Annotated in this window: 20 protein-coding genes; 11 read left to right on the top strand and 9 right to left on the bottom strand. The window is 58.0% G+C overall.

Annotation, left to right across the window (positions count from 1 at the left end):
- The first annotated feature begins 217 nt into the window (after positions 1–217).
- The 6 genes from CRI94_RS02565 (at position 218) to CRI94_RS02540 (ending at position 7,625) form a co-directional block, all read left to right on the top strand.
- The gene (locus CRI94_RS02565; protein WP_098074082.1) at positions 218–1,765 is read left to right on the top strand and encodes a YifB family Mg chelatase-like AAA ATPase; all 1,548 of its coding nucleotides are present in this window, start codon (positions 218–220) and stop codon (positions 1,763–1,765) included.
- 682 nt (positions 1,766–2,447) lie between these two features.
- Positions 2,448–3,185: a hypothetical protein gene (locus CRI94_RS02560; protein ID WP_098074081.1), complete on the top strand. Its 738-nt coding sequence runs from the start codon at positions 2,448–2,450 to the stop codon at positions 3,183–3,185.
- A 93-nt stretch (positions 3,186–3,278) separates the two neighbouring features.
- Positions 3,279–5,099, top strand: coding sequence for a formylglycine-generating enzyme family protein (locus CRI94_RS02555; protein WP_098074080.1), 1,821 nt, complete (start codon positions 3,279–3,281; stop codon positions 5,097–5,099).
- Between the two features lie 131 nt (positions 5,100–5,230).
- Positions 5,231–5,884 carry a hypothetical protein gene (locus CRI94_RS02550; protein ID WP_098074079.1) on the top strand — a complete coding sequence of 218 codons (654 nt, stop codon included), beginning with the start codon at positions 5,231–5,233 and terminating at the stop codon, positions 5,882–5,884.
- A gap of 3 nt (positions 5,885–5,887) precedes the next feature.
- Positions 5,888–6,913, top strand: a complete 1,026-nt coding sequence (locus tag CRI94_RS02545) for a GldM family protein (protein WP_098074078.1) — start codon at positions 5,888–5,890, stop codon at positions 6,911–6,913.
- A 46-nt stretch (positions 6,914–6,959) separates the two neighbouring features.
- Entirely contained in the window at positions 6,960–7,625 is a 666-nt protein-coding gene (locus CRI94_RS02540; protein ID WP_098074077.1) for a hypothetical protein, read from the top strand.
- An 888-nt stretch (positions 7,626–8,513) separates the two neighbouring features.
- Here CRI94_RS02540 and CRI94_RS02535 read toward each other — a convergent pair.
- From CRI94_RS02535 to CRI94_RS02510, 6 genes are all read right to left on the bottom strand, one after another.
- Positions 8,514–8,915, bottom strand: coding sequence for an ExbD/TolR family protein (locus tag CRI94_RS02535; protein WP_098074076.1), 402 nt, complete (start codon positions 8,913–8,915; stop codon positions 8,514–8,516).
- A 63-nt stretch (positions 8,916–8,978) separates the two neighbouring features.
- A complete protein-coding gene (locus CRI94_RS02530) occupies positions 8,979–9,671 on the bottom strand; it encodes a MotA/TolQ/ExbB proton channel family protein (RefSeq protein ID WP_098074075.1) in 693 nt (230 codons plus the stop codon).
- A gap of 128 nt (positions 9,672–9,799) precedes the next feature.
- Complete coding sequence (locus CRI94_RS02525; protein WP_098074074.1) at positions 9,800–11,470, bottom strand: SPOR domain-containing protein; 1,671 nt, start codon at positions 11,468–11,470, stop codon at positions 9,800–9,802.
- A gap of 56 nt (positions 11,471–11,526) precedes the next feature.
- Positions 11,527–11,742: an HU family DNA-binding protein gene (locus CRI94_RS02520; RefSeq protein WP_098074073.1), complete on the bottom strand. Its 216-nt coding sequence runs from the start codon at positions 11,740–11,742 to the stop codon at positions 11,527–11,529.
- A gap of 223 nt (positions 11,743–11,965) precedes the next feature.
- Positions 11,966–13,738: a TonB-dependent receptor gene (locus tag CRI94_RS02515; RefSeq protein ID WP_098074072.1), complete on the bottom strand. Its 1,773-nt coding sequence runs from the start codon at positions 13,736–13,738 to the stop codon at positions 11,966–11,968.
- Positions 13,739–13,797: 59 nt separating this feature from the next.
- Positions 13,798–16,854, bottom strand: coding sequence for a tetratricopeptide repeat protein (locus CRI94_RS02510; RefSeq protein WP_098074071.1), 3,057 nt, complete (start codon positions 16,852–16,854; stop codon positions 13,798–13,800).
- A 339-nt stretch (positions 16,855–17,193) separates the two neighbouring features.
- On the opposite strand from CRI94_RS02510, the gene CRI94_RS02505 reads away from it, so the two are divergent.
- The 4 genes from CRI94_RS02505 (at position 17,194) to folB (ending at position 20,312) form a co-directional block, all read left to right on the top strand.
- Positions 17,194–17,811, top strand: coding sequence for a hypothetical protein (locus tag CRI94_RS02505; protein ID WP_179862119.1), 618 nt, complete (start codon positions 17,194–17,196; stop codon positions 17,809–17,811).
- A gap of 52 nt (positions 17,812–17,863) precedes the next feature.
- Positions 17,864–18,691 (top strand): hypothetical protein, encoded by an 828-nt coding sequence (locus CRI94_RS02500; RefSeq protein ID WP_098074069.1) that lies wholly within the window; start codon positions 17,864–17,866, stop codon positions 18,689–18,691.
- Positions 18,692–18,818: 127 nt separating this feature from the next.
- Positions 18,819–19,751 carry a PfkB family carbohydrate kinase gene (locus tag CRI94_RS02495; RefSeq protein ID WP_098074068.1) on the top strand — a complete coding sequence of 311 codons (933 nt, stop codon included), beginning with the start codon at positions 18,819–18,821 and terminating at the stop codon, positions 19,749–19,751.
- A 117-nt stretch (positions 19,752–19,868) separates the two neighbouring features.
- A complete protein-coding gene (gene folB, locus CRI94_RS02490; protein WP_098074067.1) occupies positions 19,869–20,312 on the top strand; it encodes a dihydroneopterin aldolase in 444 nt (147 codons plus the stop codon).
- Positions 20,313–20,357: 45 nt separating this feature from the next.
- On the opposite strand, the gene CRI94_RS02485 is transcribed toward folB, so the two are convergent.
- From CRI94_RS02485 to lnt, 3 genes are all read right to left on the bottom strand, one after another.
- A complete protein-coding gene (locus CRI94_RS02485) occupies positions 20,358–21,143 on the bottom strand; it encodes a type 1 glutamine amidotransferase (RefSeq protein ID WP_098074066.1) in 786 nt (261 codons plus the stop codon).
- Between the two features lie 61 nt (positions 21,144–21,204).
- Positions 21,205–21,798 (bottom strand): Maf family protein, encoded by a 594-nt coding sequence (locus CRI94_RS02480; protein ID WP_098074065.1) that lies wholly within the window; start codon positions 21,796–21,798, stop codon positions 21,205–21,207.
- A 94-nt stretch (positions 21,799–21,892) separates the two neighbouring features.
- Complete coding sequence (lnt, locus tag CRI94_RS02475) at positions 21,893–23,428, bottom strand: apolipoprotein N-acyltransferase (protein WP_098074064.1); 1,536 nt, start codon at positions 23,426–23,428, stop codon at positions 21,893–21,895.
- A gap of 775 nt (positions 23,429–24,203) precedes the next feature.
- Between lnt and CRI94_RS02470 the strand changes: the two genes are divergently transcribed.
- A complete protein-coding gene (locus CRI94_RS02470) occupies positions 24,204–25,043 on the top strand; it encodes a ParA family protein (protein ID WP_098074063.1) in 840 nt (279 codons plus the stop codon).
- The last annotated feature ends 226 nt before the right edge of the window (positions 25,044–25,269 follow it).

Raw genomic sequence — 25,269 nt, 5'->3', positions numbered from 1 at the left:
AGGAACGAGTAAGATTTGCACTGAATGGAAGTTTTGACCGACCCTTTGTCTGTTATTGCACGTCTGCGTATCGGTTCGTCGGAGTAAGTATGCGAGTCGTGGGCAAGAATCTTTTGGTTGCATAGCCACCGTGTCGGGGACGGCGTTATGGAAGTCATATTAGATGTGTCTTAAGAGACACACGGTATCGTCTCTTTATGACACACGCTGAACTGACATGTTTATCCGCGTCTGGAGTAGCGCGACACACGGTGTTGATGCTTTGCCTATCGAGGTTGAGACAAATGTAGCGTCCGGTATTCACGAGTACACCGTCGTCGGTCTTCCGAAGGGGGCCGTACGCGAAAGCCTCGACCGCATCTGGGCTGCGCTGAAAAACGAAAATCTTGAGGCGCCACGTGGGCGTATCACGATTAACCTTGCCCCCGCGGATGTCCCGAAGGATAGTGCGGCTTTCGACCTGCCGCTGGCGATCAGCCTGATTGCGGCAGCGACAGACCGGGTTCCGGAGGAGGCTGTAGCAAGAAACTGGATCATGGGGGAGTTGTCACTCGATGGGAGCGTGCGTCCCGTTCGCGGGGTATTGCCCATGACGATCGAAGCGCGCGACCATGGATGCGATGGCGTTTTGGTCCCGGCAGCGAATGCACCAGAGGCGGCGGTGGTTGAGAATATCGTCGTGTATCCCATCCGTCGCCTGCGCGATGCCGTGAATGTCCTGTCGTCAGAATCATCAATCGAAGCGCCAGCGCCATATGACGGTTCGGGTCGTAAGGATGAGCGTCACGAATCGGTCGGAATCCTCGATTTTCGAGATGTGAGAGGGCAGGAGAATGCGAAACGTGCCCTGGAAGTCGCTGCTGCTGGAGGACACAATGCTCTGCTCGTGGGGCCGCCGGGGTCTGGTAAGACCATGCTCGCTCGCCGAATGCCGACGATCCTGCCACAGTTGTCCCGGGCCGAGGCTCTTGAGACGACGAAGATCCACTCCGTGGCCGGCCGCTTAGATGCAGGGAACGGAATCGTGGGCACGCGGCCGTTCCGCTCTCCGCATCATACAATTTCCGATGCAGGTCTCTGTGGGGGAGGGGCGCACCCAAAGCCAGGGGAAATCTCGCTCGCGCACAACGGTGTTTTGTTTCTGGACGAGTTGCCCGAGTTTAAGCGCCGCGTGCTGGAGGTGATGCGGCAGCCAATTGAAGAAGGAGAAATCACGATTAGCCGAGCTCGGTCGACCGTAACATACCCGGCTCGCTTTATGCTGATCGCAAGCATGAATCCATGCCCTTGTGGGCATCTGACGGACCCTCAGAGAGAATGCGTATGTGCACCCGCTCAGGTCCAACGGTACCTATCGAAATTGAGTGGGCCTCTCATGGATCGCATTGATCTACACGTAGAGGTCGCTCCGGTCTCATTTGACGAAATGGATGGACCACGGGACGGTGACTCTTCTTCTACGGTTCGGGACCGGGTGGAGCGCGCGCGGACGATTCAAGACGTCCGGTACTCAGATGATCTCGTTCATTGCAATGCGCAAATCGGGAGCCGTCTCGTGGAGGAGCACTGTTTTGTCGATGATTCGGGACGCACATTGCTGAAATCCGCTATCGAACGTCTCGGCCTAAGTGCTCGGGCGTATACGCGCATCCTGAAAGTTGCACGGACCATTGCAGATTTAGAAGAAGCTACCGAGATCGACGCCCGCCACGTGTCCGAAGCGGTTCAATATCGGGCATTGGATCGAGATTGGTGGCACGGATAGCCGATGGGTCAGTGTGGACTGCACGTCTGCCCACGTTGAATGAGGAAAAGACATGGATGGCTGGTCCAGAAAGAACATCGTCATCAGCGACATCCAATGCATTCCGGCGCGCACGTGCGCTAGCAGCTATATGGAGATGGAACTTGATACATTTTGCGAATCGTATGAAAGGTAAACAATGACGTGACTGCTATGAGACGGTTTAGTACATTTGCAGGCCAATATTCGCTGCCGTCACACAAATGAGCAGCGGTTGCTCACGTCCATAAGAAGGTCTTATGTGAATAGAGGGGACGGATTGTGTGGGAGATGGTTACGCGGCATCTTTTTTGGGTGTAACCTTTTTGCACGATTGTTGTGTTCATCTTCGTCGTGCGTGTCCTCCATTTTAATCTTCTGCTTGAGATTCTTTGTTCAAACGCCGACGTTGCTCCTGTACCGTCGACCGCGCTCAGCCAAGAGATTATTTATAGTGCCGCTGTAGTTGCCCTCCGATGTGCAAGAAGGTCGCAATTTCGTGGTAGGGAGGGTAAATTAATCAAACGCATGAGATCCACATTTGTCACTTGCTGACCTGCGACGTAGTTTAGTTTACCGTTCGGTTCACCCCGGCGCGTTCCCGATGATAGATGAGTCGGGCGCCGGTCGCGCACCCGTTAGTCACCCATTACCGACGACATTCATGTTTGACTCCACGCTGACTCGCGTAGGGACCCTGTGCCTGGTATTTTTGCTAGGGACGAGTCTTCTCTCGGAGGTGTATGCACAAGTTAATCCGAGAGGGAATCGCGGCCGTCCTGCCTACGGGCAGAACAGTCAGGAACAAGAGGCACCGCCTCAGCCTGTCAACCAGCCGTTTATTAGTGGCGTCTACGTTGGGGTCGGGATCAATACGTATCAAGGTGATCTTGACTCTAATCCGAACGACAATATCCTGAAGCATCTTGGTGGTGCACAACTGGACGTGGTTGTTGGGGTTGACAAGCGGTTTGGCGAGTACGAACAGTTCGGTATCGGAGCACAGGTGTCATATGATCGAATCTCCGGGCAGAATATTCGAAACTTGGAGTTTACCAATAATCTGATCTCGCTCGAGTTTACCGGTAGCTACGAACTGCCGTACATCAAGCAGGACCTGCTCCGTGTTTTTCTCGGCGGGGGACCCATGTTTGTGATCAGCCCGACGTACACCGGTTTTCCTGCACAAGACCCGAGTCCCGACTCCGAGTTCAAAGAACTTGGAACGCGTGTTGTAGGGTCGATCGTTGGTGGCGTCCTGGTCTCGGACAAGGTCCGGATCGGTGCCCGGGTTTCAACGACGGACTTCCTCGATGGTCACTCTGGCATCACGGGGGCGGGTCCAGTGGATCTGCTCGGCTTTATTACCGTCGGTTATCGGTTTAACCTCAACGAGTACTAATCCGCTGCACAATATCCCCGCTGCACAATATCCCCGCTGCACAATATCCCCGCTGCACGCACTTCTTCACTTACCCCACGCGAGACCATACTTATGTCGATGAAACGATTCATCGCCGCTACCCTGCTGTTCATTCTCGTGGGCAGCGTGTCGGAAGCCAATGCGCAGCGCCTTTTCCTACAGGGGGGAGCGCTGGTTGCGGAAGACACGGAGCTGAGCTCCATTAGTGGTACTACTCCGGCAGTCGGTGGTGGTGTCCAGTTTGACTACGCCAACTACGGGCGTCTCCGCGCTGGACTCACGTACCAAGACCTTTTGTCCCTCGAAGCGATTCTTCAATTGCATCCACTCGGGGTTGACGCCAACATTAACCCGTATCTTTTTGCCGGATACGGACGATATTTCTCTCGTGGCGTTAACGATGAGAAAGGGATGATTCCCGTTGGTGTGGGATTGGAATATGGTGTCCAGCGCAATATCGCAATCTCCCTCGAGGTGTCTGGTCGTTGGGGATACGTCGAGCGTGAGGATATTTCGCAAACGGACACCCCGGAGATCGTTGCCGGTCTAATGCCGTCGCTCGGCCTTGTCTATAAACTCGAACGGATCGCCCGCGCCGAGCCCGGGGCAACGCCGGTAGATCAGAAAGATCGTAGAGAGCGAGAGCCGCGAGAGCCGCGCGAACCGGGTGAGTCGGAAGGCTTCGCACGTCAGCAGAACTTCGGTGAGCGGGGTGGGGCCGTTCAGAGTCCGTTCCAGGATCCGACGCAACTTACGCAGGGAGGTCCGCCCTCCGCTTTCGAGCGTCCGGACCGGGATTCCATCAAGACCAATGAGCCGTTGATGATTTCGGGCCCGAACGACGCTGCGTTCGACGATCCCGGCGTACCACCGATCTCCGGAGAGGTCGTTGTTTCCGAGGACGGTGACATGGTGCGTCTTCCCGACGGAACCTTCATTATGGGACTTACCGACGAAGATCCATTTGACATACAAAACGCGGGTCGTCGTCGCATCACCGTGAGTTCCTTTTACATGGACCGATTCGAGGTTACGAACGCGGAGTACCGCGAATTCCTCAATCAGTCTAATCGTCGCGACGACCTACTCCCCGACTCGTCCGCCTGGCGTGAGAGCGCAAGCCGGGCCGACTGGTCGACCTACTTCTACGGCTCGACGTACGACGACTACCCGGTCGTAGCCATCACATGGGAGGAAGCTAGCGAATACTGTCAGTACGCCGGTAAACGTTTGCCGACCGAGGCCGAGTGGGAATACGCCGCTCGGAGTGGTCGCGTGGGTGGAATTTACCCGTGGGCTGGTTTCTCACCCCAGGATGGGTTCGGCCGTTGGCTCGCGAACTTCAACCCGGGTCGACAGGGTCAGGCCGCCGACGGTTATGCCTTTACGGCCCCCGTTGGATCCTATCCGCCGAGTCGTTGGGGGCTCCACGACATGTCAGGAAACGTAGCAGAGTGGGTTGAGGACGCATACACGCCTACATACAGTCAGCTTTCTGACCTCGATCCAGTTCACCGCGACGAGACTGAAACACGCCACGTCATTCGAGGCGGATCATGGAGTTCCAACGCATTTCGGATCGGTGTTGGCTTCCGTGATTTCCAGGATAAGGCAGATGCCTCCCCTCGAATTGGCGTACGATGTGCAGCAGATATCAGCCAGATCGAAGGTGTGAGCCGCGACCAATCCAACGGTGGCGCGCAACGCATTCCTTCTCCCAACAGTCAACAGGGTGTACCGCAGCAGGGGCAGCCACCACAGGGCCAGCAACCGCCGGCTCAGGGTCAGCCTCCGCAGCAAGGTCAGCCTCCGCAGGGTCAGCAGCAACCGCCGGCCCAGCAGCCGCAGCAACCTCCACAGCAACAGCCACAGCAAGGTGGCGGGTTGTTCTAGCGGCACCGCGCCTTACGCCTAACATTGACTCGGGAACAGCGGTGTGCGTTCGCCTTGCGTAGTGCGTGCCATTCGTTCCCCACTTTAACTCCTCCGTTCTCGCCTTAATTGTTATAGCACGTTAAATCGCTATGGCCACAAAACGATCAGAAGCCATCCTTGCGAGGATTACGAAGGTCCTCGGATTCTTTATCGGAATCTTTGGTGCCCTCGCCATCCTCGGGGTGTTCTTTAAAATTCTAAAATATCCGAACTGGGAGCTGTTTATGCAGCTCGGCTTCATTGGTGAGGCCGCTGCCTTCGTTGTCATGGGCTGCCTCGAACTGGGACAAGCCTTCATCATGGACACGCCGTCCTCCGATGAAGAAGCACAACAAATGGCAGCTGCTGGTTCATCGGATCCCGGTACGCCCGTCACCGCCTCGGCCCGGAAGATGATTGAGAAGAAGGTCAATGACGACCTGAACGTCATGATGGGCGCGCTTGGAAAAGAGATCAAGCAGTTCGGCGGTGAAATCCACGACATGGTCGGGGAGATGAAGCGTGCACGCGTCGCCGTGCAAGACATGCGCTCGAAGTTGAGCGAGGTGGCCAGTGGTGATCTCGCAGAGGACGCAGAGCGCCTCGGTCGCGGGATGAACGCCCTTGGCGGTGAAATGGAGAATGCGGGATCTGCTGTTCAGGAGATGCGCAATGATCTGGACACCATGCTGAGCCGCTTCCGCCAGTTCAATAATCCGCAAGCCGCAAACGGCGTCTCCGAAAATAAGCAAACGGTGAAGTAACCTATGGCTGGAGAAAATTCGGATATTAAACAGCTGCGGTACCAGGTGATGCTGGCGCTGTACCTGCCGATCCTCCTGTACTCTTTCAGTACGTTTGATCTGGATGAGACGACCTTCGCGGTCAAGGAAGTGAAGCCGGTCGTCGTAGGGGATGAGAACATCGTTCTCGGACAGCCCTACACAGCTCGAGCATACCTTACCGCTGCAAGCAAAGTGACATTGAAGGCGCCCGATGGGCGGATGACCGTCATGGGCGACACGTCTCTTCAAATGCCGACAGGTAGCCTCCTGGCGGAAGATGAGGACGTAAAGAAGATCAATTACACCGCGGTGATGGAATATCAGCAGGTGAACAAGGAGACGGCCGAAACAGAGGTCCGTGGTTCCTTCACCGTGCGCCGACCCGAGCTCGTTGCCACGAGTGTGGCGACGCAATCGCTCTATCGGCAGACGCTGAACCAGATCCGGATCGACGTTCCGGGTCTTGAGAACCAGCCGCTGAAGCTGGAGGCCAACGGAAACATGCAGGAAGGGCGTCAGCTACGCCTGAGCCCGTCTGGGCAGTCTGTGTCTGTCCGGGCCTTCTTGGCCAGCGAAGAAGAAGATGATGTCTTCTTGGGATCGAAAGAGTTTGCTGTTATCGATCCGCCTCGACCGGAGATCAAGGTTCTCGATGCCACGGGCAAACAACTCACCAGCGGCGACGCCTTTTCGAAGGCACGTCCCGTGCTCGACTTTGAAATCGAGCCCGACCGTGAGTATGCGTCCAGCTACCCGCAGGATGCCCGTTACCAAATCCGTCGTGCCCGCGTCTCTATCAGGAAGGGACTTGCTGCGAGCCAAGAGGTTGGCACGTTCAATCTCTCGAACGGCAGCGAACTGCGACTCGTGCGTGAGTTGCGCGACGCACGCCCGAAGGACCAAATTCTGGTCCAATTGCAGGGTGTCGTTCGTATCAACCACGCCGGACAGGCCATCCCTGTTCAGCTAAGCGAGGCCAGCCGTTCCTTCAGTTTCGTGCTCTCGTAGTACGGACCTCCCCCTCGATTCATCCCATCGCCGTTCTCATAACGTTATGATGCGTACCATCCATCCACTCCACGCATTAAAACGTGTCGGCGGGATTGCCACTCTCGCCCTCGCGTTCCTTCTTTTCATCGGCCCGCGCGAAGCTAACGCCCAGCGCTGGCTCCAGACGACGCAGGTCATCGCTCCGGTGCAGACCGAGACGCCAACTCGGGCCCTGCTCGACACACTGATTAATGTGATCGACCGCAGCGACAGCCTTCAAATTAAACGTGCCCCTGACGACCCGAACCGTACCCTGGTTAGCCAGCTCGAAGATCAGCTTCTTAACCAGGAGGGTATTGGTCTCTCGAGTGCGAACTATGTCTTTATTGACTACCGCTTCGAGGTGAACCGCGACGGCTTCGAGGAGCGTATCACGGAACTCTTCTTTATCTATCGCCCGCCGGGCACCGGTGAGGAAGATATTCCGATTATGTACCTCAACGCCAAAGACTCTTGGGTCGACGACGTGCTCCGCAACAAGGGCACAACGCTCGTGACCAATGAGGCTGCGCTCAAGCCATTTGGTGATCAGATCGCATTCGCGAAGATCGTTCGTGAACGCGATGCGCGTATCGTCGAGATCGGCGATCGGACCGTCCGAGAGGGCTTTGAGGCCAAGAAGCGAAACCTGGTCGATAAGATTACTCGCCTCTCGTATTCCTCGCGCTAAGCGAGGACTACAGAGCGAATTAAGTAGAAGAGAAGCGGCTCGTGCCTTCCAGGCATGAGCCGCTTCTATATTTGTGTGCTCTGGCAGTTTGGCGTCCAGACGTGTGACGTTCAAAGGGCGTCTGGGCGTAGCCGTCTACTCGTGTGGTTTGCTTGAACACCTGTCTGTGGCTACTCAGAGACAGAATGTGTCGATCGTATTCACCTCCGTGTCGGTGCCTCCACGGTGATCCACAGTTAGATGTCGGGGGGAAGGCGTCTGGTCGAGCTCGTCACACATGTGCTTGTACGACTCGGGCCGACGGAATACTACCGTTTCGACGTTAAAATGTCGGTGTCTCCAGCGGCTTCGATTCGGCGGACGCGGCCGCTCCTTGCAGAAGAGCGTTTGACAACCTGTTTGGCGGATGGGTCTCGAAACGTAACGACGGGTGTTCATGCCCATCATACGTTTGACAGTGATCTTTTCGCGATGACGGAGTGGACACAGCGCGAGATCAAACCGACCCAGTATTGCCAACATAGCGAGGACCGACTATCGGGAGGTCCGTACCATCGGATCGCCGAAGGCTGTCCGGCAAACAGGTTTTGAACGGATACCGTTGACTCGTTTCTCTTCCCAACTCGGAGCTCCTGCGAGGACACGGTATGGGGGATCCCGACCGTATCATTCGGAAAACGAATAACAGCCCGTGAACCGTACTCTGGACCGCCGCGCACGCCGCGGTCTCTGTTAGGCACCCTCACGTCATCGGATCTTGATGCCTCTGAAAGGCACGGATCTACTTGATGTACGCTTCCGGCATGTATCAAACGAAAAAACACCACCCGCAACGAGGCGAGTGGTGTCCAGCTTGGTAACCAGTTGTACAGTAGAGCAGGCAGGACGTCAGCGGCGGTTACGCTCTGTTGCCATCAACACGCGCAGATTTAGCGCCTGAGCTGCGGAAGCAACCGTGGCGAACTGTCCGATTGTAGCACCCTGATCCGCACGAAGCACGAGAGCGGATTGCGTCGTCTTCGCAGATCGGATGGAAGCAACAAGCCGGCTCTCTGAGACGCGTTGACCGTTAACGTAATACGTCCCTTCATCGGTGAGAACCACGGTCACGTAATCACGCTCTACCGGAGCTGATGACTCCACCTGGGGAAGTGTGACCCGGATTCCCATTTGTGGGATAAAGTTCGAGGTCAAAAGAAAAAAGATCAGGAGCAGAAGCACGATGTCGGTCATGCCGGCAAGGCTGAACGTCGACAGCGGCTCACGCGACGGGGAGAAGTCGAGTGGCATGGGCAGGAGGGGCAAAGCGAAGACAGGGGCGCGGATATCATGCGGCAACGACAGACGGCGTACCTACGACTGTGGAGGTACGGGCTCTTGAAGCAGGTCGATAAAGTCGGTCGCCGAGCGCTCCATGTCGTTTGTCAGCCTGCGAATCCGTGTAAGGAGGAAGTTGTACGCAAGTAAAGCGAGAATACCGACGAGGAGCCCGGTCGCTGTTGTAACGAGAGCCTCCCAGATCCCGCCGGCGAGAACGCTGGGATTAACATTGCCCTGCAGGTTCTGAATCTCCTGAAACGCGCGAATCATACCGAGGACCGTTCCGAAGAATCCAAGCATAGGAGCGACTCCCGCGATGCTTGCGAGCATGTTCGTCTTTTTCTCCAGCTCAAACGTTTCGTACTTTCCTGCAGCCTGAACGGCATCCTGGATCTCCGAAATGGGGCGCCCGAGGCGCTCAAGCCCCTGCTTCAGAATGCGCGTGATGGGGACGTCCTTCTGCATGCAGTAAGATATCGCTCCGTCGACATCGCCTGAGCGGACGTATTGACGTATCCGGTCGGTAACGACCTCTGGGTCCGATTGCGCATTACGGATCGTGATCAGGCGCTCAATGAGCAGATAAATTGCTACGAGCGAGAGCAGGAGAATGGGAATCATCACCCATCCGCCTTGAAATAAGATGTCAAGGAGGGACTGTGCGCCCGCTCCGGCAGCTTGCGTTGTATCGGCAGCGGTCGTGTCGACTTGCGGCAGCGGCGCCATAGGCTGTGGGGGAGGGTAGTCGGGGGAGTGGGAGTGAAAGGTATCCGCGGGGGGCGGATGCGCCGATACAGACGGCGGAAAAAGAATGCAGAAACGATCTTTGCTCGGAAAGCCCTCTCAGTCAGAGCTTACTCACCATCGATTGGGACAGGCCATGCTCCGTCGGGGAGACGCGTCTGCAGTTCGCGGCGCGTCTCGTTCGCGGCGGCACGTGTCGAAAACTGGCCAACGCCGACGCGGTATCGGGTCGTTCCGTTCGTTGTAGCAGTAACGATATCTACAGGCAAGTTGGTATCTGCCAGATTCCGTCGGAATTGCTCAACCATTGCCTGAGCACCCGAACGCGTGGAGCGAGAGGCCACGGCAATGGTGAAGCCGCCCTGCTGTGAATCGAATCCGCGTTGCGTATTGTTTCCAGCTTCGGTCGTTTCTTCGGGGGCCGTCGTCTCATCTGCTTGACCTTGGGGCGATCCCGTTTCGGTCGCAGAAGCGTCGTTTTGGGAGGAGGAGACAGTAGATGGAGCCTCCTCAGCATCGTTCGATGCGGATGGGGACGATGAGGTCGTGAGGCCCTTCTCCAGACCGAGAACACGGTCTGGAGCCGGGACGATTCCCTGCTGGCCAAGGACGATCCATCCACCCGCGAGAGCAAGAAAGAGGATCACGACAACGGAAATTACGGTTGCTGCGCTCGATGAACTCGTTTCTTGCTCCTCGGCTTCATCTTCGAGCGAGGCGACGTCAATCTTCGTCGTTTTCGGGGCGTCCCGTTTTGGTGAGTCGGGTTCTTCCTCTTCCTCGTCAAAGTCGAAGATGGACCTTGACGGCTGATTTTCAGCCTCCTGCTCGTCAGCGTCCGGTGGTCGATAGGACGGATAGTCGCTCGGGTCTTCCGGGTCAGTGGCAGGATCATCACCGACGTCATCGGAATCGTCGACATCCGACGAGGTTACCGTTGACAAGTCCCATGCTGACTCAGCAGCCCAGGGATTTGGTTCATCTGCGTCTGCATCGTCCACTGACGCCGCGCGTTCATCAGGATCATTCGAGAAAGAGAACCCGGAATCATCGTAGGAGTCATCGTCCACGTTTTCGGCACGATGGTCATCCACGCTCAATGGGGCGGAAGGATCGATGTCCGATCCCTGGTCACGCGCTGATTCCTCCCCTCGCAATCGGTCAGGACTGGGGAACGCGTCTTCGGCTGATGAATCATCTTCCTCGACCGATCTAGCGGGCCCGACATCCCACTGCGGATCAGACTCGGGTTCCTTGGTAGACGCATCGACCTCCTGGCGTGGAGCCTCGTCGCGCGGTGCGTCGCGGTTTGAGTCCTGGTCACTCCCTCCCGGAATCTCGAACTCGTCCGTGTCTGGCGCCTCTTGAGCGATCTGAAACTCGTCTGTATCCGCGCCACCAGAGGTCGACGTGGAGCTTGTACCCGATGCCGTGGATTCACCACCGGTATCCAACGGATCCCACGCTCCCATGTCAAAGCCGCGAGTGATTGTCGTCGGTCCTTCACCCGTACCGGATTGTTCGTCGAGCTCCGGGAGAGCGACCTGTTCATCACCAAGGCCCTCGAAACGCTGGTTTACGGCTCGGGCCAAGGATTTCGCAGGCGTGAACGTAAGTTGGCCGTCTTCGACGGCGAAGGATCCGAGATTGGGGATTTTAACGCCACGTCCTTTCCGCGCTCGCTTCCGAATCTCGCGAATCATTGCGCGGACTAATTTCTCAGACCGATCCGTCGGGAGGCCGAGGATATCGGCGATGCGTTCGAAAATATTTGCAGGCATGGTGAGGCGAGCCGAATGCGCGAACGAGGTGAGGGGGGAGGGAGAGCGCGATATGCTTATGAGGTCGTGCCGGAATCGGGCGTGAATGATATCACATCGCGAGGCGGGGCCATCGTCGCTTCGCCCTCGTCGGTCTCTACCATCTGGCTTTGCCTGTGCTCAATGTCGAAGCGGCCGAGGCCCGGTACCCGAACGGATTCACCTTTCTCGAGAGAGTCTCGGACGGCACGGGCAAACGCGTGGATAATGTCTTCTGCAGAAGGACCGGCCATGAGTACGGAGATTGGAAGTGTGCTAATTTCGTGGGGGTCCGGGGACGCCCGGGGACTACTGCGCAACGGTTGGGCGTACCGGTTTAACAAAACAGATGCAAGAAGCAGACCGTGTCAAGTTGGTTACCAGTCGGTCCTCCAACATACATCACACTCTATTGAAATTAAACGCCTTTGTGTGGCCGTAAGAAGGTGCGGATCGGATTGAGTCGATCTGGTCCAACTACCAGTGTATGCGAATACCAGCTGTTACGGTTGTAGGCGGGCGCTCGTAGCCTGCATAGCGTTCGAAGGAAGCACCCATATTGTCCAGCCGAGCCACAATGTCGATGATGGGCGTGACGTGATAGCTTCCGTTGAGGTCAAGGTCGACGATGGTATCGGTTTGCTCGGTCTCGGACCGGTCGACGTAGCGCGGGCTTTCGACACCCAGTTCCATACCGGCAAGTGCTTTTCCGTCCAGGAAGCTGTAGGTGAGGGCGGATTCAACGACGAGAGGGGAAAAGTACGGGATGCTCGTATCGGAGTCCGTCAATTGTCCGTCGCGAATGGTGGCACGCAGGATCGCCTGCACCTGATCAAATCCCTGGAGGGCCAAGCTTGCACCGGCTTCGGCGATCCGGGCACTCTCGTAGTTCGAACGGAAGAACCCGTTCTCATATCCAACGACGGGGCCGGGTTCGACGAAGCGATAGGATGGTGCATAGCGGTACCCCGCATGGGAGGTGATGCGCAACGGGCCGACGGATACTCGTACGCCAGCGTCAGCACGCGTAGCGTAGAGCGTCGGGCGCACATATCGCTGGGGAGCGAGCCACGGCGTATCACTCATTCGCGAGAGCAACGTATTGTGTTCGAGGCCCGGTTGATTCACCGCAAAGATGGTAAATCGCGGTGTCATGGCGATTGTGAGTTCCCCGGTGGGGACGAAGTACGTCGCAGAGGCTTCGGGCGTCGGGGGAGAATCCGACGAGCTGCCGGATTGGAACGTCAGCAGGCGGGCTCCGGCACGAATGACCGTAGGGCCCGATCGGTATGCGATCGCCGATCCGCCGAGGTTCAACGTCTGTACGTCCCCTTCGAATGCGCTGCTTCCAAGTCCCGATGTGCTTGCGGCAATATCGGCCTCGATTTCGCGCGTGCCGAACGGTATCGCTCCTCGAGCATTGATGGCGAAGCGCTGCTGTTCGTAGTCGCGATTGTCCGTACCTACCTCTGTGTTTGCCGATGCACTGGTCTGGTCAAATGAGAGGCCGAACGAGGTTGGAATCCGGCCATGCGTTCGAATCCGGGCGAAGAGCCCTCCAGATTGTACGGTTCGGTCGGGAGACGAGGCTCCGATCGTGCCGGATGAGTTCGGGACGGCAGCGTACTGATCGTACGTCGACGTCAGCCCTCGAAGGCCTGCGTCGATGCTAACCGCTTCGCGTTCTGAGACGAATCGAAGCGACCCCTCCACATCATCATGTTGCGTTGATCCATCGCTGGTTGTGCTGGGTTCAAATCCTGCCGACCCGTCGTAGGCTGCATCAATTTCGAATGACTCCATCGGGGTGACGGGAAGGGTCACGTGGCCTTCGGCAAAACGCGAAAGGTACCGACCGGCTCCTGCCTCGACGTAGCCGTTTGCGGGGGGAGGAGACGTAGCGAGTCGTGATCCCACGCTTGGCGGCGATGGGAGCTGCTCCGGGAGGTCGCTACGTTCTTGCTTGTACGTTTCCGTGTACGGCAACCGGTCTGGTGGTATCACGGGGACCGTCGGGGGAGAGGCAAACCCGCGCAGCGGCTGTCGCTGAAGGGAAGGGAAGCCCACCTGAAATTGCCCGCGAATCTCGATCTCGCGTGGTGCAATCTCCGGAAGCGTCGGGTCGCGTTGCCGTTGCGGGTTGTCCTGCGCGAACGCAGGCGCTGTCATGCTCGCCACCAGGGTGACGAGTACAACGACAGCGGTTGAACGGAAGCGCGCGATAGTAGCCATCGATTTGATCATCAGCATCGTGCTGTGGCAAAAATGCGGGGGCAGAGGAACGATGTCGGTCACGTCAGAGGAGGATATCAGAGTTGCTCTTTCTCACTCCGTGCGTCCTCTGCGAACGGCGTTCCGCCATATTCAGAAATCACCTGATCGTAGATCCGAGACGCTTCGCCAGATTCCCCGAGCTGTTGGTAGGCTCGAGCTTGCTGTAGCATGGATCGTGCGACCCATTCCGGATAACCCGCAAAGAGGGAAGATACCCGATCCAATTCGCGGATCGCCTGTCGTGGCTGTCCCTGGTTGCGGAGAAGCATACCGAGGCGGACGAGCGCCTCTGCACCGGTTTCACTGTCGCTGCTTTCCGCCACTTGACGGTAGAGATCCTCGGCCTGTGCTGTTCGGCCGTCCGAAGCGTAAAGGCGCGCGAGACCGAGACGGGCGGATGCGAGAAGCGGACCGCCTCGGTTCGAGTCGATCAGGCGCTGCAGCAACTGTTCGGCTTCGTTTCGTCGACCGAGATCCTGCAGAGCGACACTCTGACCGTAAACAGCCTGTGCGCGCAGTTCCGGATTTACGTTTTCGTCCTCCGCGACGACTGTGTAGGCCTCGAGGGCAGCCTGCGCATTGCCCTGCTCAAGCGACAAGTCGCCGAGACGGAGTGCCGCTTCGGGGCGTCGGTTACTCGATGGGTAGTTGTCGACGAGCTGCTGCAGGTAGGTTCGCGCTTCGCTCTGCTGGTCGCGGTCCGCGTAGATTTCCCCGACGTAGAAGTATGCTTCTGGAAGCAGGGCGTCGTTATTCGAGGTCCGGATAAAGCGCTGGAAGAGTTGCAATGCGCGGTCCACGCCACCGCTCTGATACGTGGCCTCCGCCCGGCGAAATCGAAGCTCATCGACCATCGGGCTTCCCGGATTCTCTCGCTCGAACTGGTCGATGATCTGGTCTGCCCGAGATGCATCCCCGGTCGCTAATAGAGCGTACTGGAGACTGGACGCGGCCTCGGGGGCGTACTCGCTATCGGGATGAGATTGGAGGACCTGGAGGTAGGCGTCGACGGCCTGTTCCATTTCACCGGCGTTGTAGTATGTATCTCCGATGCCGTACTGAGCCCGTGCGGCCAGTCGTTCATTCGGGTTTCGCTGGATCAGCGTGCGATACGCTTCCCTCGCTGCGGCGTAGTCCTGGTTCTGGAAGTGGATGAATCCGATCCGGAACTGGGCCTCACCTCGCCATGGACTGTTGGGGTATTCCCGGACGAGACGTTGCAGCGATCGAATTGCCTCGTCGTTGCGGTCTGCCCGAGAAAGTGCTTCGCCTGTCTGGTACAGGGCATAGTCGACCCCCTGCCCATCCACGCGACGGTATTCTGCAATAGCGTCGTCATACCGCTTCATGGCATAATAGCTGTCGGCCAGGCGAAGGCGAGCGTCCTGGCGATACGGTATTTCACCGTCAGGTTCGCTGTAGGAGTCGAGGAACTGGCGAAAGGCCGACGCCGCCGGTCCGTAATCGCGCTGGCGGAAATGCGTCCATCCGAGGGCATAACTCGCAGCGGCCGCGTGTCGTCCGTTCGGATACTGCTGCAAATATTGCTGGAATCGTGCCTGCGCTCCTGAATAATCGCCTTGCTGGTACAGGCAGTCGCCTCCCCAGAAAAGCGCATCTCGGGAGCGCTGGCTGCTGCCGTCTCGAGCAAGAGCAAGAAAAGCTGTACCGGCCTCGTCGTACCGTTCATTCTCATACAGCGTCCACGCCTTTTGGAACTGAACTTCTCGGCGCAGGGAGTCCGGTGCTGCGTCGCGTCGGACGGCCTGGTTGTATGCGTCTAGAGCTCGATCCAGGTCCTGTTGGGCCGTGTACGCATTGCCGAGCATGTAATACGCATCTCCAAGGAGCGGCTCCTCGGGCGCTCGGCGGACCACTGACCGAAAGGAGGCAGCAGCTGCGTCGTACTGGTCCTGGCGATACTGCAGGATGCCGAGTTCGTACTCTGCCGCTGAGGCAAGGCGCCCCTGTGGCCACTGGTCGACCACCGACCGAAAGAGTTGTTGAGCCCGGGCCGGTGCGTTGGTACGTGTGCGAGCGACGCCTTCGTAGTACATCGCCTTCATCGACAGGTCGTCGCGAGACTCGCCAGCGGTGGCGACGGCTCGTACCTGCGCGAAGCTTTCGGCTGCCTGTTGTGGATTTCCAGCGCGAAGGTAGTTCCAGGCGAGCCCGTAGTAGGCTGGGCGCAAGTACGGCGAGCTCTGACCGTTGTCGATAATCCGACGGTAGTAAACAATCGCATTCTCCGTATCTCCCCGCTGGTTGTATGCCTCGGCGAGGAAAAACAGGGCGCGCGGCTGTTCATCCGGCGGGAGCGACTCCAACTGCGGATGCAGTTCTTCGATGACACGATCGTACTGTCCGAGTTCGTAATACACCTCGGCGACGGCCGTCCCGAGGTTCTGCGCGTACGGCGAGTCAGGGTACCGCTGTGCGAGCCTCTCGAAAGAAGACGCAGCCGCTTCGTACTGCTCAAGCCGCACCTGCGTTGAGGCGAGGTCATATGCAGCGGCGGGCGCAACCTTGCTATCTGGATGGTCGCGAAGGACGCGTTCAAAGTATCGGACAGCAGCCTCAAGGTTGCTGTCCTCGCGTTCAGCCGCGCCGAGGAGATAGATCGCGCGAGGGGCATTGGGGCTATCCGGATCGTCCTGTGCGATCTGCTCCATGATCCGTCGTCCCCGAGACGTCTCGCCTGCGTCGATAAAATACTGTCCCAGACTAATCTGTGCCTCCTCTGCGCGAGGGTGGGACGGGTATTCAGACTGTAGCGTATCGAACAGGCGTATGGCGTCGTCCTCCCGGTCGAGAGCTAGTGCAGAGCGCGCCTGAAGATAGATGGCCTGCGGAACGCTGGGGTGTTCGGGATGCTCGTCTCGAAACCGCGCAAAGGCCGCACTTGACTTTCGGTAGAGGCGCTGCTCGAACAACTGTACGGCGGAGGCAAACTCCGCCTCGGGTTTCGTCGTGGCCGGCTGCGCTGCAGTGCGTTCCGGCAGAGCCGCGACGAGAAGCACTAGCGCGAGCGAGACGATAAGCGAGCGGTACAGGGCGCGTGCTCGAGGGACAGACCGAGGGGAGGGGACCATGTGGAACGTCGGGGACCAATAGACGAAAACGAGAAGCCGGAGCCCTTGGGCTAACGGACCGGACCAGGAGACGGTACAGGAATATACGGTTTGGGTTGCGACATCATAACCTGTTTGGCGGATACATCGCGAAAAAGTAAGCGCAGCTGTTGATGCCTCGTCATCGGTCTGCCGGTTATCCTTTCGCAATGACGCCGTAGACACGGTGCGCGAGATCAAGCAAATCTAGTCTTGCGAGCGTCGCGAGGACCGACCGTCGGGAGGTCCGTACTTTTGGATAGCCGAAGGCTGTCCGCCAAACAGGTTCTCATTGTACAAACTGTAGCCGTCAACCGAGACATGGCGTTTGCAGGTGTGCCGGGACGGCGTGTCGCGCGAGAAATGGGTGATTGGGAGATACTCGACAAAGCGGGAACGCCTGCGGTCGGTGTAGCCGTTGGATCGGTGTCAGATGGCCGCCTGTTTCTACCTTCCTGGTGCGACGGCCATATGTCGGGTATTCGAGCCCGATCGTCTTTAACCCAATACCTGCGAGATACGGCAAAAATTATGACGGAGGACCGCGAAACTGCAAATCAGTCATCATCGTCGGAGACCGGCGCTTCGGAATCGACTGAACGGTCGCCATTCGATGAAGGACGTTCCGTTCCGCCTCCCGGGAGCGACGATCCTCACCCGTTCGATCGACCGTCCGACGCCGGTGAACGATTCCGGGGCCCAGGTGCGGAATCGGACCGATCAAGGCAGCCGTTTGGAAGCAAGACGACCGGGGATCCATTTCAGGAGGAAGCCTTCGGGTCGTCCGGAGCGGGTTCCCTGCAGGATCTGCTGGCGCTCGCGAGTAGCGGCCAGATTCCACTGGGCCTCGTCAAGTCCTGGGTTCGTGAGAATCAGACAGCGACGATGATCGGCGCGTTTGCACTCGGCGTATTCGTTGGCGCAGTCAGCCGCAAGTAGCACGGTGTTCTCGTTTTCCACTTCTCTTTAGCACAAACCGACCCCAATCGCCATGAGTGAACACAGCGCAAAGCACGCGGACGAGCACCAAACCGAGCACAGCGGCGAGGCTGAGACGCCGACATCTGTCGAATCCCAATCCTCGAACGACGCGCCGGAAGATGTCCGTGCGCGAGATATGGAGTACGAGGAACTGGTTGAAGAGCTCGAACGACTTCGCGCCGAGGTGACGCGCCTGCGTGCTCGGCAGGCAGCGGCTGAGAAAGGGTCGTGGCTTCAGCAGCACCCGGTCGCAGCTATTATCGCAACGACAACGCTCGGCGCCGCCGCAGGCTACGTCGGTGCTCAGTATGGACGGCCGAAAGATACGTTTTCGGAGCGGACCCGGAAGCAGCTACGAAAGCTCGCCGAGCAAGCCCGAGACGTTGCGTCTGAGGTTCAGGTCGAGATCGGGAATCAGGCGAGGACGCTACGTGACCGGTCGAATAAGATGGTCGAAGAGTCGCTTCCTGCTGCGAAGAAGCGTGCATCGCTCGGTAATGGGGCGGTAGCATCACCGAGCATTGACGGGGAAAAGTATAAGTCGGCAGCGAGCGACATGCTCGAGCAGGTCATGACCAAAGCCCAGGAAGCGGGCGAAGCAATGCGCGAGCGCGCTCAATCCGCCACGCATACCTCGGCAGCGGACGCGGTTCGTTCGTATTCGTCGGACGATGGGATCGTACCTGCAGACGTTAAGGCCAAGGCCGCCGGTCTTGCGGCGACATCCGTTGGGCTTGTTCTGATGCGGAAACTTGCTCGTTCTGCAGGAAAAATCGGGTCGTCAATGTTGATCGCATATATCACGAAGAAGGTGGTTGACTCGGTTCGAAAGCGATAGATGGCTCCGGGTAGGTGCGGAGAGGGATCCTTGGCGTGGATTTCGCACGAGAGCCCGTGCGATCGGGCACTGTTGTCCGTACGTTGACTGTGCTCAACGCATCTTTCTCACCCCACACTTGCATTCCGTGAGCATCCTTGCTGTAGGAACCGTCGCTTTTGACTCCATTGAGACGCCGTTCGGCCAGGCCAAACGCGTTCTCGGAGGCAGTGCCTCATACCTTACTCTCGCGGCTCGCTATTTCTGCCCGGACGTTCGTCTTGTTGGCGTCGTCGGGGGAGACTTTCCCGACTCGTACCGCCAGGTGCTCGCGGACGGCGGAGTGGACCTGGAGGGTCTGGTCGTCCGAGAAGATGAGAAGACGTTCTTCTGGCACGGCCGGTATCACTACGACCTGAACGAGCGCGACACGCTCGATACGCAATTGAACGTTTTGCAGGATTTTGAGGCGAAGATCCCGCCGTCCTATCAGGATAGCGAGATCGTGTGCCTCGGTAACCTGGACCCGAAGATTCAGCGCGACGTTCTTGCACAGATTGACGATCCGGACTACGTCATCTGCGATACGATGAACTTCTGGATCGAGAATACGCCGGACAGTCTGCGCGAGACGCTCCGACGGGTCGATTGCCTCGTCATTAACGACGCGGAAGCGCGCGAACTCGCGGGTGAACCCAACCTCGTTCGTGCTGCCTCAATCATTCGAGACATGGGCCCGAAAACCCTGATCATCAAGAAAGGAGAGCATGGCGCTCTGCTGTTTCACGGAGAACGGGTCTTTAGCGCACCGGCCTTTCCGCTGGAGGACATCCAGGATCCGACAGGTGCTGGAGATGCGTTCGCCGGAGGCCTGGCCGGTCATCTGACGCGCGAGGGGACGTTTGACGAAGACGCACTTCGTCGCAGTATCATTTTCGGGTCCACGCTGGCCTCTTTCGCTGTAGAAGCGTTTGGACCGGATCGTCTCACGAACCTCACCGCGACCTCGATCACCGAACGGGCCCGTGCATTCAAGGAGCTTGCTGCCATCCCGAAGCTCATGCCGGTGACGGCTGCGTAGTACCAAGAGATTCGCACATTCCTTCGGAGGCCTCCTGCACGTCCCGTCAGGGGGCTTCTCGCGTGTGTCGACACATCGTGGTTTCACCAACAGTTTTTTCTGACCGCGTATCACTTCATGTCTGCCTTGTCCTCACCTGACTCTTCGGGTCGCGCCCTGTCCAACTCATCCGGTCGCACAGGATCGACGATCGGAACGGTGCGGCTTATCAATGCCGTCTTCTATGGTCATCACGGCGTGATGCAGGAAGAGCATCGGATCGGGGGGCGCTACGAGGTCGATGTGTCGGTCGATCTCGACTTTGAGTCTGCCGCGGTGCATGATGATCTGGACGAAACGGTGAACTACGAGAAGGTTTACACCTTCGTCCGCGAGCTGGTGACCGAGAATAACTTTTACCTGATCGAGAAGCTGGCATATCGCATTGCGAACAAGGTCGCGGAGTTCTACCCGAACATCGAGTCCGTCGAAGTGACGGTACGGAAGCCGAATCCGCCGGTCGGTGGACCGTGCGACCGGGCAGAGGCCGTGTACCGCATGACGCCGTCGCAAGGGGAGTAGAAGAATGGGGACGGCACGACCGACCTGGCTCCCTACGGTTTGAGATTACGTAGCGGCCTCATCGCTGCGCTTCGCAGTCGAGGTTTCACTTCGCTTCAAGACGAAGACGTCGAGAAAGTCTCGGAGCAGGTGGTCCACTTCCGTCGTTTCGGCAAGTCCGTCCAGGACGGCCTGAAACTCCGCTTCATCGGGTAGGTCGTCGCGGTAATAGTCGCGGTAGGCGATCAGACGCTCGCGTTCACTGTCCGCATCAAGTTCGGAGTGAAATTGTGTTCCGTACATGGGCGCGTCCGGGAGGCGGAAGGCTTGATTGGGCTGACCATTTTTGGCGAGCTCGATGGCCCCGGAGGGAAGCTCGATCACCCGATCGTGGTGGCCCATATTCGCATTAAAGGTAGAGGGAAACGAGGAAAAGAGGATATCGTCCTGTCCGGCCTCCGTGAGGTGCACCTTTCCGCAGCCTAGCTCTGCGCGTTTCTTGTCGTGGATCACGGTGCCGCCCAGAGCGCGTGCGATGACCTGATGGCCCCAACATGAGCCGAAGGTCGGAATTCGCTTCTCCCGACAGATGCGAACCATTCGTAGTAGCGCAGGCATCCACGCCGGGTTGTCCATAGCGGAATATTCGCCAGCGCCACCGATCATTACAGCGTCAACAGCGTCGAGCCATTCGACGCGCAGTGGTTCGCGGACGACGTTCACGCTTTTAAATTGCTCCTTTCGAAGCTTCGTTCGGTCTGCGAAGCAGCCTTGCTCCTGCCGTTCCATGTCGGCCGTATTGCGAGCCTGAATGAGAAGCACGCGGATCTGGTCGAATGGGGAGTCGGACATGTACAGGCTCAAGTAAGAAGCGTAAGGGGAAGAAGGTCTTTACGAGGCGGGGAGACCTTCGCTAGAAGAGCAGGAGATCACTGAAATCCGATTTCAGCGTGACGTACAGGCGCCTCAAGGGGAGTCCCATCACGTTGTAGTAGTCGCCCGCGATGCCTTCGATGTACAACGGTCCCATGCGATCCTGTATACCATAACCGCCCGCTTTGTCCATGGGGGATCCAGAAGCGACGTAGGCTTCGATCTCGTCCGATTCAATGGCAGCAAAGGTCACACGGGTCCGTTCGTAACAAGTTACTTCCCGGTTCGAGGTCGGGTGAACGAGGCAGACGCCCGTGTACACGTCGTGCGTCGTGCCCTGCAATCGATCGAGCATCTGAACGGCATGTCGCTTCGATGTCGGCTTCCCCAAGATCTCGTCGTCATGCACGACGATCGTGTCGGCTGCAAGCGTTAGAGCTGTTGGATGCTCTGCCGCTACGGGAATCGCTTTCTGCGTTGCGATCGTCTGTGCGACGACGGCTGGAGGTTCGCCTTCTGGGATTACCTCTTCTGCCGGGCTAACGCGAACGGTGAACGTGAGCTGGAGCTGTTCGAGAAGTTCGCGGCGTCGAGGGGACTGAGACGCGAGAATCAGCTTTGTCGATAGTTGCATGGTAGGAGGGGGGGAGGCAGCGACGCGATTAAGGCAATAAATGTATAGGCCCTGTCCGCAAAAGTCGAGAGGTGCGGATGGACTCGCAGTGGATTTAGCGCTCTCGGGCGCTTGTTGCTACGTAGACGAAAAGGAAGAGGGCGACCATAACAGCTGCGTCCATCCAAATCCCCAGGGATCGATACACGGTCCACGTTGAGTCTGGTATGGCAACATCGGCCGTCCCGGCCTGCATCCACCGGATATGCGTCTGGATTCCTCCGTTCGGAAACGCTGTAAACGTCGGGCCGCTAACGGTAGCGACGATGATGGGGAGACCGGTCTCGATAGCGCGAAGGCTGGTGAGGGCGCGATACTGAGCAAGGACGGATGATTTTCCCCACCATCCGATTTGAGAAACGGCGAGCATTACATGTGGTTGCTTTGCCGCCATGCGTCGGGTGTATGGACGGAGGATCGTTTCGAAGCAGATGAGCGGTGCAATCCGGATGCCGCCTGCCGAGGGCACCTCAACGATGGTCGAGGCGGAGCCGCGGACGTACCCTGCCACCCCGCCCGCCGGGACGGTCAAAAAGCGAAGGAAGGGCACGTCGTCAACGAGAGGGACGTGTTCGGCAAACGGGACGAGATGGCGTTTCGAGTACTCCGCCACAATGTCTCCGGATTGAAAAACGAGTACGTCGTTCGTGTAGCGCCGATACGCTGGAAGCGTGGAATCATGGTAGGGCCGAACGGCCCCGGTAAGGAGGGGCACGCGCATGGAGTGAATGGCCCGGTGCACGTGACTGCTATCTGGTTTGCGGAAAAAAGCAGGGGGGAGGGCGGATTCCGGCCAGACCCGTGCTGCGAGTTTCCGATCGCGCTGGCCATGAGATGACGCCCGCGGTTCCGGTGCGTTTGTTGAATCCCGCGTCATCGCGAGGAGGCGTTCTGCCTTTGTGAGCGAACCTGTTTTGGCCCATTCAGTCGCCGAGATCCCAGGCTGAAAGAGGCGCAGGTAGGATTCCGCAACGGGATTTCCTCGTGAAGGTGGATCGAACAGGCCCAAGCCAATGACAATCAGTGTAGCAAGGGTGCCGAGTGCGAGCAGCGGAAAGCGAACGACTTCGGTGTTGCGACGATCGAGTGCGTCAGCGCGACTCGTTGGCCGGTGGACTGCGTAGGCGATCGTACTGTTTGTTGCAAGAACGATTGCTGATAGACCCGGTGCACCCAGTGTTGCTGCAAGCCCTGAATAGGGCAGGTTCGCCTGCGTTAGCGAAAGTACCGTCCACGGTAGGGCCCACGGACCGTGACTCAGCCCATGTTCAAGCGCGAGAACGAGGACACTCCATGAGGCGAGTGCTGTTGCCGGGTTCGAACGCTGATGGATCCATGCGGCCCCAACCCACGGAAGGCTCCCAAGCAGAGCGAGAAAGAGGATGCCGCCGACCGAGGCGAGAACTGTTTTCGCCATCGGGTGAAAATGTACCCATTGGAATGCCGCTCCGTACGCAATGAGATGGGCGACGAGGGCGTAGGCGAAGGCCTCCCCGGGAGGGATTCGTCGCTGCACGAGTGTCACCCCGAGGAGCGGGATGAACGCAAAAAGTGCCAGCCACCCCTGGGGAACGACGTCAAATCCAACCAACGGGAATGAGAAACCGAGACACACGCCCGTCACTAATGCTCGGCTAAATAGTTGATGATTCACTAGAGCGGGCGACGTGTGGATAGGTCGGATAACCGGACGTACAGACCGGAGAATAACGTAACAAGGGCACCCAGTTCGAGTTCGGTCGAGCACACTGAGTTCAGGTGTGCGAAGGTAAAAACATTCACGTGGAGGTCTGGTGATCCTTTTGAGTTCTCAAGAAGTGCGATGGGTTGCAAATGACCCATCGCGATCTCTACGTCTTATATGGGCATCTTCCTTGACGACCTGGATGAGATCTATGTTCAGGTGTACTTTTCTGAAAGAGTTTGGCGGCATCGTTGGTCGTCGTGAATTGCGGCAAGATTTCACCTTACCGAGCCATTTTGGAAACCAGCCAGGCCGCACCGCTTTTGTGTGTTATGGATCGCGACAGACATTCCTCGAATGAAATCGGCCGTCCATTTGACACATGGGGGACAAACGCCTAGTTTGATGACGGTGTATGTTTGCGTCGCCATTCGATATCGGCTTCGATGATGCGTTATTCGTCACCACGGTGTCGTTTTTGCCGTTCACTGCACGCACTGACCATGTGCTTATCTCTCACTCGGCAATTTTGGCCATCGCGTGTTACGTTTGAGTCGGGTGAACGGTCGTTCGAACCAGCCTCCCGCCATGCGCAGGAGGCACCGCGAACGTAGCGCAATGTCGAACGCATACATCCCCCAAACTCTCTTCAAAAGTCCCCGCCCTGCGGATTCGGTGCTTCATGATCGTCCTCAGCGTCTGCAACCATAAGGGAGGGACGGGCAAAACCACCTCTGTCATTCACATCGCTTCGGCACTCGGGCTGTCCGGGCGGCGCGTGCTTGTGCTCGACCTGGACCCACAGGGATTCCTTTCTCGCACGCTCGACGTCGATGAGCCGCCTCCAGAGGAATCGGTGCTCGCTCTCTTTGACCCGAATCTTGATCCGCGCCGCATCCAGGCGCGCGAACTCAGCGGTTTTGATCTCATCCCGTCGACGAGTCGGCTGACGAAGTTTATGCGCAGCCTGAACAAGCCGACGGACGTGCTCTGGGTTCGCGAAACGATTGAGGCGTTGAAGCCGAATTATGACGCCATTATGTTCGATACCGCGGCGGCGGTGACGGTGTACAGTCTGAACGCTCTCGTCGCAAGCCAGCATGTAGTCATCCCCGTTCTCCCCGAGTATCAGGGAGTTGTTGGGGCCGAGCAGACGTTTCAGACGACAAGTCTCGTTCGCGACCGGCTCAACCCCAACTTGCAGACCCGGTCGATGCTCTTCACCCAGGTGGATGCTCGTAAACGGATTCACCAGACGTATCAGCAGTATATCCGGCGGAAATATGGCAATTACGCGATGGAGAGCGTCGTTCGTACGAGCACGTCGCTCGCGGAGGCGCACGATAACGGAACGACCGTCTTCGACCACGACCCGACGACACGCGGTGCGCGGGATTATGCCAACGCCACGGATGAACTGCTACGCCGCATCGAAAAAGGCTTTGATGTTCCGGGACCACCCGAAACGTCAGGTGACGCGACGGATGTGCCGGAACCGAGCGAACTCAAGGTTTCGTCATAACATATCCAGGCCCTCATAACGAGATCCGGATACGAGGACTGGGCTCACCTGCATGACACGGTTGGTTTCGTCTCCGCAGCAGAGAAGCCAGGAGGGTGCCCACGAGACGTCTTTAGTCGCCGCTTCAGCTGCGCGCCAACGATGGGCGCTGAATAGATGTGTCCGTGTTAAGCCGATATGTCTTCGGTGACACCACCATCGGCAACGGACGATTCCGTCAACGTCT

It is taken from the genome of Longibacter salinarum, assembly GCF_002554795.1.
Taxonomy (GTDB): Bacteria; Bacteroidota; Rhodothermia; order Rhodothermales; family Salinibacteraceae; genus Longibacter; species Longibacter salinarum.
The sequence above is the reverse complement of the archived record's forward strand: the minus strand, read 5'-3'. Positions and strand labels throughout refer to the sequence as shown.